Genomic DNA, 12,590 nt, shown 5'->3' with positions numbered 1-12,590 from the left:
GGTGCTCACAGGGCGAGCCGTGCGGCGTCGCGCTGGTCGACGCGCCGGTCGTGCAGGACGGAGATCCCGTAGGCGAGGAAGTACAGGGCGCAGATGGGCAGCGCGACGCAGAACATGGTGAGCACGTCGGGCGTGGGCGTCATGATCGCGGCGAACAGGAACGAGATGAGCACGGCCCAGCGCCACCCGGCGAGCCACGTCGCGGCGCGCACCACGCCCATCGTGTTGAGCGCGACCATGATCACGGGCACGAGGAACGCGATGCCGAACGCGAGCATGAGGCGCATGACGAACCCGAGGTACATCTGGGCGTTGATGAGGTTCGCGCTGCCGTCGGGCACGAACTCGTTGAGGAGCGCGACCGCGCGCGGCAGCATGACCCACGCGAGCGCGACGCCGGCGAGGAACAGCGGGACGGCGGCGCCGATGAACCCGAACGCGTACCGCTTCTCCTTGGACGTCAGGCCGGGCGTGATGAACGCGAAGAGCTGGTACAGCCACCACGGGCTCGACAGCAGGACGCCGAGGAACAGGGAGACCTTGACCTTCATGTCGATGGCCGTGGCGACGCCCTCGAAGTTCAGTCCCGTCAGGACGTTGCGGCGCTCGGCTGCGTCGACGAGCGGCTGCTGCAGGGCCTGCAGCACCGGCTCGTACACGATCCACCCGACGACGGCACCCAGGACGATGCCGATCGCGGCGAGGAAGAGGCGCTTGCGGATCTCGACGAGATGCTCGCGCAGGGGCATGCGCCCCTCGGGGTCACGGGGAGTGCGGGACACCGACTACGCCTTGGGGGTGTCGTCCTGCGTGGACGACGCCGTGCCCCCCGTCACGCTCGTCGCACCCGTGCCCGTCGCGCCGGTGGTGGTGCCGGTGCTCGTCGTCGCGGTGGTGCCCGACGGCGTGGTGGTCGTCGTCGTGTCGTCGTCCTCGCGCAGGTCCTTGACCTCCTTCTTGAAGATCTTCAGCGACTGGCCGACGGAGCGCGCCATGTCGGGGAGCCGCTTCGACCCGAAGAGCAGCAGGACCAGGAGGATGAGGACGACGATCGTCGCGGGGTGACGAAGGATGTTCACGGCGGGAACCTACTACCTACTCGTGGGCGGCCAGGGGCGACGTTGCTCTTCGCGCCATCATAGGTCACGGTCCTTGCGCCCCGAGGCGTCGCCCGCGCGCCGTGCACGGTCGCGACGGGTGCCCGTCAGGCGTTGAACCGCCGCCAGCGGGACCACACCTGCTCGTCGCGGCGGCGCCGCTGCACGCGCCGCTCCTCGCGGTCCGCGCGCAGCACGTCCACCCGGGCGCGCAGCTCGACCGGGTCGTCGAACAGCGTGGGCGCGGTCGAGGGCTGCGCCTCCTGCTGGGCGCGCGCCAGCTCGTCCGCCCGCGCACCGAGGTCCGCCGCGACCTGCGACGCGCGCGACAGCTCACGCCCCAGGCCCTTGACGGAGCGCCACAGGCGCCGCGCGAGGAAGAACGCGCCCACGAGCGTGCCCACGACGAGCAGCGTCCAGACCCAGAACCACATGCCGCCCACCCTAGCCAGCGGGCCGCTCGCCCGAGCGCCCGCTCCCCTCGTGCGGTGCCTCACCCGGCGCGTCGCCGGGCAGGTGGGCGTACGCGGCCAGGGCGGCGCTCGCGGCCTCGCGCACGTCCTGCGCGACGGCGGCCGGCTCGACGGCCAGGACGTGGCGGGCGCGCTCGGTGAGGAGCTGGCGCAGCCACACCGGGTTGGTGACGCGCAGCCGCACCTCGAACGCGCCGTCCGGCAGGTTGCGCACCGCCTCCACGGGGACCTGCTCGGCCACGGCGCGCGCGGGGCTGGCGAACGTGATGGTCGCGAGGGGCGCGTCGCCGGTGGGCGTGAAGTCCACGTCGGGGTCGACGTCGTGCCCCTCGACGGCCTGGTCGAGCTCGGTCGCGGCCAGGATGCGGTCGACGCGGAACGTGCGCCGCCCCTGGGCGCGGTGGCACCACGCGAGCAGGTACGCGTGCTCGTCCTGCGTGTGCAGGGACACGGGGTCGACCTCGCGCTCGGACTCCTCGTCCGCGGCGGTGACGTACCGGATGCGCAGCCGGTGGCCCGCGACGAGCGCGCTCGTGATGGCCGCGACCACGCGCGGGTCGCCCTCGGGTGCGAGCTGCACGTCGAGCGCCGCCGCGGCCTCCCCGGTCGCGTCGGTCAGCTTGCGCAGCACCGACTCCACGACGCCCGCACGCTCCGGGTCGGCCTGCACCGCCGCCGTCTCGCGCATCGCACGCAGCGCCGCGATGAGCGCGACCGCCTCGCGCGTGCCGAGCCGCAGCGGACGGGTCATGCCACGGGCCTCGGTGAGGCGCACCACGCCGCGCTCGATCGAGTCCGCGTCGAAGTCGATGAGGTCGTCGGGCCAGTACCCGGGCGTGCCCGACACCCACAGGGCGTCGACGTCGTCCAGGACCTGGCGCTCGCTGACGCCGAAGTGCCGCGCGAGCTCGCCCACCGGCACCGGGCCCGCCCCGTCGAGGTACGCCACGATGCCCAGCAGGCGCACCAGCCGGTCGTCCGCGCGCTCAGCCACGCTCCACCTCCGCCTGCCCGCCGCCGTCGGCCGGGCCCGTCGCCAGTCCCGCCGCGTCGCGCAGCCGCCGCACGACCGCCTCGCGCAGGTCCGGCGGGCCCAGCACCAGCACCGCGTCCCCGTACCCCACGACCTCGTCCGCCATCGCGTACCGCACGTCGTACGCCACCTCGAGCACGTCGCGGCCCGCGCCGTCGCCCGCGCGCGCGTCCGGTACCGAGCCCACGACCGTGCCGCGCGCCCGCAGCGCCCCCGCACGCTCGGGCACCACCGCGAGGCGCGCCAGCCCGCCCGCGTCGCGCGTGCCCAGCGCCGCGTCCACGTCCACGTGCGCCGGCACCTCGAACGCGTCGCGCGGCCCCGACGCCCGCACGCGGCCCTCCACCCGGCTCAGCCGGTAGGACCGCGGCGCGCCCCGGTCCAGGTCCAGGCCCACCAGGTACCAGCCGCCGCGCCGCGCCGCGATGCGCCACGGCTGCACCCGGCGCGGCCGCACCTCGCCCGTGCTCGCCGCCCGGTACGTGAACGACACCACGCGCCGCGCCGAGATCGCGTCCATGAGCGTCGCGTACGCGTCCCCCACCGCCCGCACCCGCGGCGCCAGACCCGCCACGACGTCCATCGCGGTCTCCCCCGCACCGGCCGCCCGCAGCTTCGTCAGCGCCCGGGAGATGTCCGTCCGCAGCGTCTTGTCCTGCCAGAACTGCGCCGCCAGCGCCAGCACACCCAGCTCCGCCGGCGTGAGGTCCACCGCAGGCAGCGCGTACGCGTCCTGGTCGATCCGGTACCCCACCTCGTCCGCGTGCCCGCCCGCGTCCACCGTGACGATCGGGATACCGAGGTCGCGCAACGTGTCCTTGTCCCGCTCGAACATCCGTTCGAACGCGTCGGGCGAAGGGGCGTCCCCGTACCCCGCCACGCTCGACCGGATCTGCTGCTTCGTCATCGACGCGTTCGTGTTCACCAACGCGATCACCAGGTTCAGCAGACGCGCCGCAGGGTTCGTCGACGAACCCCCCGACGACGACGCGACGGAGGGCGCGGAGGCAGCAGTGGGCTCGGACATCGGCACCACGCTAGTCGGTCGATAGGGTGTGCCGCGTGATCACGTGGCGGACCGCGACCGTGGTGTCGCACGCGAAGGCCTGGACCGGAGCCCAAGAGCTCGACGTCAAGCTCCACACACCCCTGCCCGGACGGCCCGACGACCCCCACGCCACCGTGCGCGCCCTCGCCTACACCCAGCTCGTCGGCACCCCCCACCCCGGCGACCACGTCCTCCTCAACGTCTCCGCCCTCGCCCGCGGCCTCGGCACCGGCGGCTACGCCCTCGTCGTCGGCCCCGCCCAGCCCGCCACCCCCCTCCCGCCCGACCCCACCCCCGGACCCGGCCACCTCGTCAAGGCCCGCTACACCCCCCTGCAAGCCCTCGTCCTCGGCGTCGACGAGCAGGAGTCCCCCCACCACGACACCCTGCGCGACGCCGACGACCTCGCCGACACCCCCGTCGTCGTCGCCGACCTCCACTCCGCCCTGCCCGCCGTCGTCGCCGGCGCCCGCCACGCCGCGGCGCTCGCAGGCCGCCCCACCCCCCGCATCGCCTACGTCATGACCGACGGCGGCGCCCTGCCCGCCGCGTTCTCCCGCACCATCGCCACCCTGCGCGACACCGGCTGGATCGACACCTGCATCACCGTCGGCCAAGCCTTCGGCGGCGACCTCGAAGCCGTCACCGTCCACACCGGCCTCCTCGCCGCCCACCACGTCACCGGCGCCGACCTCGTCGTCGTCGCCCAAGGACCCGGCAACCTCGGCACCGGCACCCGCTGGGGCTTCTCCGGCGTCGCCGCCGGCGAAGCCCTCAACGCCGTCGCCACCCTCCGCGGCCGACCCGTCGCCTCCCTGCGCGTCTCCGGCGCCGACCCCCGCGACCGCCACCTCGGCATCTCCCACCACTCCCTCACCGCCTACGGCCGCGTCGCCCTCGCCCCCAGCGACCTCCCCCTGCCCGTCCCCACCCCCGACGTCGAGAACCTCCCCGGCTGGGGCCCCGACCTCACCGCCCGCATCACCCACCAGGCCCACACCCTCGCCGCCCCCACCGGCCGCCACCACCCCGTCCACGTCCCCGCCGGACCCGACCTCCTCCACGCCCTGCACGACACACCCGTCCGCCTGTCCACCATGGGCCGCGGACTCGACACCGACCCCGCCGCCTTCCTCACCGCCGCCGTCGCCGGCGCCCACGCCGAGTCCCTCAGACCCGCATGACCACGACGCAGGGGGACCACGACCACCGCCGGTCCGGCCCGGCCCGCTTCACCGCCGTCACCGCACTGGCGCTCGCGGCCGTCCTCGCCGCCGCGACCAGCGCCCCTTGGAGCTGGGACGCACCCACCTGGCTCAGCGACCTCGCCCGCGACCCCACCGGCCCGCCGCCCGAGAACGTGCCCCAGGAAGCACCCACCGCACCGCAGGAGCTCGAGATCCCCCTCGACGCGACCGGCATGTCCTTCGACACCTACCTCCTGTGGTTCCTCGGCGCCGTCGTCCTCGTGGTCCTCGTCGTCCTCGCCCGCCGCCACCTCCCACGGCTCCTCGCCCGACGACGCCACCGCGACCTCCTCCTCGCCCGACCCGGCGACACCGCGCTCCTCGCGCAGGACCAGGTCGTCCCCGAGCTCCGCGACGCCGTCCACCGCGTCCGCGCCCACCTGCGAACCCCCGACGCCGACCCCCACGACGCCGTCGTCGCCGCCTGGGTCGCCCTCGAGCACGCCGCCGCCCGCGCCGGCACCCGACGCGACCCCGCCCAGACCCCCACCGAGTTCACCACCGCCGTCCTCACCAGCACACCCGCCGACCCCCACGCCGTCGCCACCCTGCGCCGCCTCTACCACCGCGCACGCTTTGGCGAGAACCCCCTCGGCACCACCGACCTCGACGCCGCCCGCCACGCCCTCACCCGCATCGCGACCGACCTCGGCTCCCCACCCGACACCGGCGCCCCCACCGACCACCGAGCACGACCGTGAACCCCCGCGCACACCGGACCCGCCTCCGCCCCACCGACCGGACCACCCTGCGCACCGCCGCCACCGTCGTCGGGCTCGGCATCCTCCTCACCACCCTCGGCGCCTCCCCCGCCCACACCCTCACCCTCACCGCCCTCGGGATCGCCGCCACCCTGCTCCGACACCGCACCGGCTACGCCGGCGACACCGTCTGGCCCCACCTCCCCACCCTCCGACGCGACGGCAACCGACGCGACGTCTCCGACCTCGGCTGGTCCGTCCTCGGACGCGACGGACGCGTCACCCCCTCCGCAGCACGCCGCATGCGCCACCTCACCGACCAGACCCTCGACCGGCACGGCACCGGACCCCTCCACGACCCCACGGCAGCACCCGACATCGCCCGCCTCCTCGGCCCCCGCGTCGCCCGCACCACCCACGACCTCACCACCACCGGACGCCTCCCCACCCCCGCCGAGCTGCGCGCCTGGCTCACCGCCCTCGACCGCCTGCCCACCACCCCGGACCGCCCCGACGAAGGGACACCCCGATGACCACCCACCCCGGTACCACGCCGCCCGCGACCCTCGACGTCCCCACCGTCGCCGCGCACGGCCACGCCGTCCTCGACGAGGTCGCCACCGCCGTCGTCGGAGCCCGCGAACCCCTCACCCTGGCGCTCGCGGCCGTCCTCGCCGGGGGCCACGTCCTGTTCGAGGACGTGCCGGGGCTCGGCAAGACCCTCGCCGCGCGCAGCCTCGCGCGCGCCCTCGGTCTCGACTTCACGCGCCTGCAGTGCACGCCCGACCTGCTGCCCTCGGACGTCACCGGCTCCTCCGTGTACGACCCCGCGACCCGGACCTTCGAGTTCCGGCCCGGGCCCGTGTTCACCGGGCTCCTGCTCGCCGACGAGATCAACCGCACCGCGCCCAAGACCCAGTCCGCGCTGCTCGAGTCCATGGCAGAGCGTCAGGTCACCGTCGAGGGCACCACGTACCCGCTGCCGCGGCCCTTCCACGTCGTCGCGACGTCGAACCCCGTCGAGCACGAGGGCACCTACCCGCTCCCGGAGGCCCAGCTCGACCGCTTCATGGTCCGGCTGTCCGTCGGGTACCCGGACCGCGACGAGGAGCGCGAGGTCCTCGCCCGCCGCATCGCGCGCCGGCACGACGACCCCGTCGTGCGCCAGGTCGTCGACCGCGGCACCGTCCTCGCCATGCAGGCCGCCGTCGAGCAGGTCGACGTCCACCCCGACGTCCTCGCCTACTGCGTCGACCTCGCCGCCGCGACCCGCACCCACCGCGACCTCGAGGTCGGCGCGTCGCCCCGCGGTTCCCAGAACCTCGCGCTCCTCGCGCGCGGCGTCGCCGTGCTCGACGGACGCGACGTCGTGCTCCCCGAGGACGTCAAGCGCGTCGCCGTCCCCGTGCTCGCACACCGCCTCACCCTCACTCCCGGCGCCTGGGCCGCCGACCTGCGCCCCGAGGCGCTCGTCGACGACCTCCTGCGCACCGTCGCCGGACCGGCCACCGTCGGCCGGGCCGCATGACCGGCCCCGGGACGCCGGACTGCGACGCGCCGCCGCCGTGGCGCACCACCGTCCACCTCGGTGCCGGCCTCCTCCTCGGCACCACGCTCCTCGCGCTCGGCGTCCTCGTGCGCCGCCCCGACGTGGCGCTACTCGGCGTCGCGCCCCTCCTCGCCGCGGTCTGGGGCTGGATCCACCGGCCGCGAGGGCCCGTCACGCTCCGCGTCGCCCTCGACCCCGCCGCGGCTCCCGGGACCGTCACCGCGCGCACACACGCCCACGTCCCTCCGGGCGTCGAGCTGCTGCGCCTGCGCGGCGTCGCCCCCGGCGGCCTCGTCATCGAACGCCTCGTCGACGTCACCCGCGGCTCGCGCGACCTCGCCTGGCACGCCCCGTCGGTCCGCACCGGCCCGACCGACACCCTGCGCGTCGACCTCGCCGCCTACGGGCCCGACGGCGTCGAGGAGCAGCCTCCGCACGTCGCCGCCGGGCCGCGGCGCCTCGTCCTGCCCCGCGCCACGCCGCTCGGCCGCACGCCCCTGTCCTCCCGCCTGCGCGGGCTCTCCGGTCCACGCACCTCCCGCCGGCCCGGAGACGGGACCGAGCTCCGCGACGTCGACGCGTACCGCCCCGGTGACCGCCTGCGCCGCATCGACTGGCGCGCCACGGCCCGCCGCGCACCCGACCTCGACACCCTGTACGTCCGCCGCACCTACGGCACCGCCGAGGCCACCGTCGTCCTCGTCGTCGACTCCCGGGACGACGTCGCCCCCGACCTCGCCACCTGGAACGGCGTCGGCGAGCAGCGCCCCGACGAGCCCACGTCCCTCGACCTCGCGCGGCACGCCGCCGCATCCGTCGCGCACGCCGTCCTCGCCGACGGCGACCGCGTCGCCCTCGACGACCTCGGTCGCCTCGCCCGGCCCGTCCGCCCCGGCGGCGGACGGCGCCACCTGCGCCGCATCCTCCACGGGCTCGCCCTCGCCCGGCCCGTCGGCGACCCCACCGCGCGCCACCGGCCGCCCCAGGTCCCGGCCGGCGCCGCTGTCTACCTCTTCTCCACCCTCCTCGACGACGAGGCGCCCCGCCTCGCCCACCAGTGGCACGACACGGGCCACGTGGTCGTCGTCGTCGACGTCCTCCCGCCCGTCAGCGTCGCCGACGTCGACGAGCACGTCGCCGTCGCCTGGCGCATCACCCGCCACGAGCGCGACGCCCGCATCCACGAGCTGCGCCGCAGGGGCGTCACCGTCGTCCGCTGGTACGACGGCACCCCCGACGCCGACGGCGCCCGCGGCGCGCTCGAGCTCGCCGCACGACGCCTCGACCGGCATCCGGCGGGCGCGACCCCGGGCGGTCGACCATGAGGATGCCCGCACGTCGCGAGACCGTCACCGCCGGACCGCCGCCCCGGCTCGTCGTCGAGACGGGTCCCACGTTCCCCGCGTGGGCGGCGCGCGCCGCCCTGCTCCTCCTCGCGACCGGGTTCGCGGCCGCCGCCCTCCAGACGACCGGGCTCGCGCCGTCCTTCGTGTGGGGCGTCGCCGTCGGCCTCGGTGTCCTCACCGCGTACCTCCCCGCCCCGCCCGTGCCCCACCTCCTCGTCCTCGTCGGCGGCGTCGTGCTCCTCGTGGACGGCACCGCGCCCTTCGACCCCGCCGTCTTCGCCCTCCTCCCGCTCGGGCACCTCGTGCTCCGCACCGCGTGGTGGAGCGACCACGTGCCGCCCGGAGCGCGCGCCGAGCTGCGCGCCCTCGCGCCCGACCTGCGCCGCGTCGTCGTGCTCCAGGCCGCGCTGCTCGTCGTCGCGCTCGCCGTGCGGTCGGTCGCGCTGGCCGACGTCTCGTCCGCGGTCGCGGCGGCGCTCGGCGGCCTCGCCGTGCTCGGCGTCGTCCTGCTCGTGCGGCCGCGGGACTGAGCACTCGTCCTGCGAGGACCGCGCCCCGGCACCACGATGGACGCAGACGGCACCCGCGCCGTCGTCCCGCCGCCGTCCCGGCGCGCGTCACCGACCCCGAGGAGGCAACCCATGGCTGCTCGTTCCGACCTGCCGAAGTACACGGTCCCGTCGCTCACCCCTGAGGAAGGGGCCCAGGTCGCCGGGATCCTCCAGGAGCGGCTGCACGCGCTCAACGACCTGCAGCTCACCCTCAAGCACATCCACTGGAACGTCGTCGGTCCGCACTTCATCGCGGTCCACGAGATGATCGACCCCCAGGTCGACGCCGTCCGCGCGATGGTCGACGCGACCGCCGAGCGCATCGCGACCCTCGGCGTCTCCCCGCAGGGCACGCCCGGCGCGCTCGTCGCCGCCCGCACCTGGGAGGACTACTCCCTGGGCCGCGCCTCGACGATCGCGCACCTCGGCGCCCTCGACGAGGTGTACGTCGGCGTCATCACGGCCCACCGCGAGGCGGCGGCCGCGACCGAGGAGCTCGACGACGTCACGAACGACCTGCTCATCGGGCACCTGCACGACCTCGAGCTCTTCCACTGGTTCGTCCGCGCGCACCTCGAGTCGACGGGCGGCGACCTGTCCACCGAGGGTGCGCGCACCGAGGCCGGTGCCGCGCGCAAGGCCGAGGAGGCGGCGGCCGGTCAGCCCTGACCCCGCTCCCCTCCACGGCCGTCGTCCCGACGGCGACCGGGCCCCGTCACGCGAGTCGTGGCGGGGCCCTCGCCTTTCGGGGCTGGTTGGCGAGGTTCCTGCTCTGGGTGCGGGACGCATGTGTGCGCTTGGCACACTATTTATTTCGAGAGGAGCGTAGGGTCTCGGCATGACCGATCCGCACGCCGCACCGCCGCCCGTCCGCCAGCTCCGGCTCGTCGTCGAGGCGGAGGACTACGACGCCGCCCTCGCGTTCTACCGCGACGTCCTGGGCCTCCCCCAGCAGATCGCCTACGCGGACGGCGAGGACGACCGGGTGGCGATCCTGGACGTCGGGCGGGCGACGCTCGAGATCGCCTCCCCCGGGCACGTGCGGGCGATCGACGACCTGGAGGTCGGGCGTCGCGTCGCGGGGCACCTCCGGGTCGCGCTCGAGGTGGACGACGCCGAGGGTGCGACCGACCGGGCCGTCGCCGCCGGGGCGTCGCTCGTCGCCCCGCCGACGCGCACGCCCTGGGGGTCGCTCAACTCACGCCTCGACGCCCCCGCCGGCCTCCACCTCACGCTGTTCCAGGAGCTCGGCGGCGAGGAGGGCGTCCCGCCCGGCGTCGTCGCCGAGACCGGGCCCGGCGACGATCCCGCTCCCCGCCGGGGCTGACGCCTCGACCCAGGCCCGCCGGACCTGCTCGAAGCGCGTCGGGAGCGGCGCCCGCACGGCCCCGTAGCGCGCGTTCGTGCGGTGCACGAACCGCCGCCACGACAGCACGAGGCCTTGCTTCGTGATGGGCAGGCCGCTGGACACCGTGACGCCGTTGTCGTGCGTGTGGTGGACCGTGAGCAGCAGCGCGCGCGGCACCGACCCCTCGAGGTCCGCCGCGAGCACCTCCCGCACCGCCATCCAGCGACGCAGCACGACGACGACGCTCGCGCTCAGCACGTGCTCGCGCACCGTGCGGTGCTTGCCGTGCGTGAGCACGACCCTCCCCTCCCCCGCGCGCTCCGTCGCCGGGCCGAGGTCGATCGCGTCGACCGTGCAGCGCAGCAGGTCGCCGTAGCGCGCGCCCGTCGCGCGCGTGAGGCCGGCGATCACCGCGAGGCGCACGGTCTCCGGCTTCGCGGCCTCGACCATCGCCTCCGTCGCCAGCAGGCGCCACACCCACTCGGCCTCGTCGAGCGTGACGGTGGGGCGCGGGTAGCGGGACGCGGCACTGGTGCTGGTGCTGGTGCCGGTGGTCGCGCGGCCGGCCGTGTCCGGGCTGGTGGGTGACGTCGCGTCGTCGGGCATGGGTGGACCCTACCGCTTGGCACACTTTTTGTGCCGAAGTGACTGGCGGGCGTGTCGCCGCCCGGCCCGTCGCGACCCCTGACCACCGAATTGAATACGTATGCAGAATGCTGCATACTCGTGCCCATGTCCAAGGTTCTCACCTCCCTGCCCGTGGGCGAGCGCGTCGGGATCGCGTTCTCCGGGGGCCTCGACACGTCCGTCGCCGTCGCGTGGATGCGCGACAAGGGCGCGGTGCCGTGCACCTACACCGCCGACATCGGCCAGTACGACGAGCCCGACATCGGCTCCGTGCCCGGTCGCGCGACCGCCTACGGCGCGGAGATCGCGCGCCTCGTGGACTGCCGCGCCGCGCTCGTCGAGGAGGGCTTGGCCGCGCTCGCGTGCGGCGCGTTCCACATCCGCTCCGGCGGCCGCGCGTACTTCAACACCACTCCCCTGGGCCGCGCGGTCACGGGCACGCTCCTCGTCCGCGCGATGCAGGAGGACGACGTCCAGATCTGGGGCGACGGGTCGACCTTCAAGGGCAACGACATCGAGCGGTTCTACCGCTACGGGCTGCTCGCCAACCCGCACCTGCGCATCTACAAGCCCTGGCTCGACGCGGACTTCGTCGCAGAGCTCGGCGGCCGCAAGGAGATGTCCGAGTGGCTGCTCGCGCACGACCTGCCGTACCGGGACAGCACCGAGAAGGCGTACTCCACGGACGCGAACATCTGGGGCGCGACGCACGAGGCGAAGACGCTCGAGCACCTCGACACGGGCATCGAGACCGTCGACCCGATCATGGGCGTACGGTTCTGGGACCCCGCGGTCGAGATCGAGACCGAGGACGTGACGATCGGCTTCGTCCAGGGCCGTCCGGTGACGATCAACGGGGAGGAGTTCGAGTCGGCCGTCGCGCTGGTCCAGGAGGCCAACGCGATCGGCGGCCGCCACGGGCTCGGCATGTCCGACCAGATCGAGAACCGCATCATCGAGGCCAAGAGCCGCGGCATCTACGAGGCCCCCGGCATGGCGCTCCTGCACGCCGCGTACGAGCGCCTCGTCAACGCGATCCACAACGAGGACACCCTCGCGCAGTACCACGCGGAGGGCCGCCGCCTCGGCCGCCTCATGTACGAGGGCCGGTGGCTCGACCCGCAGGCGCTCATGATCCGCGAGTCGCTCCAGCGCTGGGTCAGCACGGCCGTCACCGGCGAGGTCACGCTGCGCCTGCGCCGCGGCGAGGACTACTCGATCCTCGACACCACCGGGCCTGCGTTCAGCTACCACCCGGACAAGCTGTCGATGGAGCGCACCGAGGACTCCGCGTTCGGCCCGATGGACCGGATCGGCCAGCTCACCATGCGCAACCTCGACATCGCCGACTCGCGGGCCAAGCTCGAGCAGTACGCCGGCATCGGGATCGTCGGCACCACGCACGCGGCGCTCATCGGCGCCGTGCAGGCCTCCACCGAGCTCATCGGCGCGATGCCCGAGGGCGGCGCCGAGGTCATCGCGTCGCGCGGCATGGCCGAGGGCGACGACGCGCTCCTCGACCGCGCCGCGATGGAGTCCGGCGCGGACTGACCGCCACGACGCCCGTCGA

Annotated in this window: 14 protein-coding genes; 9 read left to right on the top strand and 5 right to left on the bottom strand. The window is 75.0% G+C overall.

The features are described from left to right. Positions 1-5 precede the first annotated feature (5 nt). The 5 genes from tatC to BXA05_RS09835 all read right to left on the bottom strand — a co-directional run bounded on the left by tatC (position 6) and on the right by BXA05_RS09835 (position 3,540). The gene (tatC, locus tag BXA05_RS09855) at positions 6-749 is read right to left on the bottom strand and encodes a twin-arginine translocase subunit TatC (protein WP_043660075.1); all 744 of its coding nucleotides are present in this window, start codon (positions 747-749) and stop codon (positions 6-8) included. A 36-nt stretch (positions 750-785) separates the two neighbouring features. Next, positions 786-1,079 (bottom strand): Sec-independent protein translocase subunit TatA, encoded by a 294-nt coding sequence (gene tatA, locus BXA05_RS09850; RefSeq protein WP_043660072.1) that lies wholly within the window; start codon positions 1,077-1,079, stop codon positions 786-788. Positions 1,080-1,204: 125 nt separating this feature from the next. Next, positions 1,205-1,531, bottom strand: a complete 327-nt coding sequence (locus BXA05_RS09845; protein WP_076405032.1) for a hypothetical protein — start codon at positions 1,529-1,531, stop codon at positions 1,205-1,207. A 10-nt stretch (positions 1,532-1,541) separates the two neighbouring features. Further along, on the bottom strand, positions 1,542-2,564 hold the full coding sequence (locus tag BXA05_RS09840; RefSeq protein ID WP_076404864.1) for a helix-turn-helix transcriptional regulator: 1,023 nt from the start codon (positions 2,562-2,564) through the stop codon (positions 1,542-1,544). Next, positions 2,557-3,540 (bottom strand): helix-turn-helix transcriptional regulator, encoded by a 984-nt coding sequence (locus tag BXA05_RS09835; RefSeq protein WP_244550433.1) that lies wholly within the window; start codon positions 3,538-3,540, stop codon positions 2,557-2,559. The genes BXA05_RS09840 and BXA05_RS09835 overlap by 8 nt, the downstream gene beginning before the upstream one ends. A 125-nt stretch (positions 3,541-3,665) precedes the next feature. Here BXA05_RS09835 and BXA05_RS09830 point away from each other — a divergent pair, with 125 nt between their 5' ends. The 9 genes from BXA05_RS09830 (at position 3,666) to argG (ending at position 12,571) form a co-directional block, all read left to right on the top strand. Continuing rightward, positions 3,666-4,835, top strand: coding sequence for a DUF3866 family protein (locus tag BXA05_RS09830; RefSeq protein ID WP_076404863.1), 1,170 nt, complete (start codon positions 3,666-3,668; stop codon positions 4,833-4,835). After that, on the top strand, positions 4,832-5,599 hold the full coding sequence (locus BXA05_RS09825) for a DUF4129 domain-containing protein (RefSeq protein WP_076404862.1): 768 nt from the start codon (positions 4,832-4,834) through the stop codon (positions 5,597-5,599). The genes BXA05_RS09830 and BXA05_RS09825 overlap by 4 nt, the downstream gene beginning before the upstream one ends. Further along, entirely contained in the window at positions 5,596-6,132 is a 537-nt protein-coding gene (locus tag BXA05_RS09820) for a hypothetical protein (protein WP_076404861.1), read from the top strand. Before BXA05_RS09825 ends, BXA05_RS09820 begins: the two co-directional genes overlap by 4 nt. Next, positions 6,129-7,127, top strand: coding sequence for an AAA family ATPase (locus BXA05_RS09815; protein WP_076404860.1), 999 nt, complete (start codon positions 6,129-6,131; stop codon positions 7,125-7,127). Before BXA05_RS09820 ends, BXA05_RS09815 begins: the two co-directional genes overlap by 4 nt. Continuing rightward, positions 7,124-8,473, top strand: coding sequence for a DUF58 domain-containing protein (locus BXA05_RS09810; RefSeq protein ID WP_076404859.1), 1,350 nt, complete (start codon positions 7,124-7,126; stop codon positions 8,471-8,473). Before BXA05_RS09815 ends, BXA05_RS09810 begins: the two co-directional genes overlap by 4 nt. Positions 8,474-8,475: 2 nt before the next feature. After that, positions 8,476-9,024, top strand: a complete 549-nt coding sequence (locus BXA05_RS09805; RefSeq protein WP_076404858.1) for a hypothetical protein — start codon at positions 8,476-8,478, stop codon at positions 9,022-9,024. A 111-nt stretch (positions 9,025-9,135) separates the two neighbouring features. Beyond that, positions 9,136-9,714, top strand: a complete 579-nt coding sequence (locus tag BXA05_RS09800) for a Dps family protein (RefSeq protein WP_021483850.1) — start codon at positions 9,136-9,138, stop codon at positions 9,712-9,714. Positions 9,715-9,883: 169 nt separating this feature from the next. After that, positions 9,884-10,372 carry a VOC family protein gene (locus tag BXA05_RS09795; RefSeq protein ID WP_083711782.1) on the top strand — a complete coding sequence of 163 codons (489 nt, stop codon included), beginning with the start codon at positions 9,884-9,886 and terminating at the stop codon, positions 10,370-10,372. A 753-nt stretch (positions 10,373-11,125) separates the two neighbouring features. Beyond that, the gene (gene argG / locus BXA05_RS09785) at positions 11,126-12,571 is read left to right on the top strand and encodes an argininosuccinate synthase (RefSeq protein WP_076404857.1); all 1,446 of its coding nucleotides are present in this window, start codon (positions 11,126-11,128) and stop codon (positions 12,569-12,571) included. Positions 12,572-12,590 lie beyond the last annotated feature (19 nt).

Origin of the sequence: Cellulosimicrobium funkei (assembly GCF_900155925.1) — a bacterium.
Lineage (GTDB): Bacteria > Actinomycetota > Actinomycetes > Actinomycetales > Cellulomonadaceae > Cellulosimicrobium > Cellulosimicrobium funkei.
The sequence above is the reverse complement of the archived record's forward strand: the minus strand, read 5'-3'. Positions and strand labels throughout refer to the sequence as shown.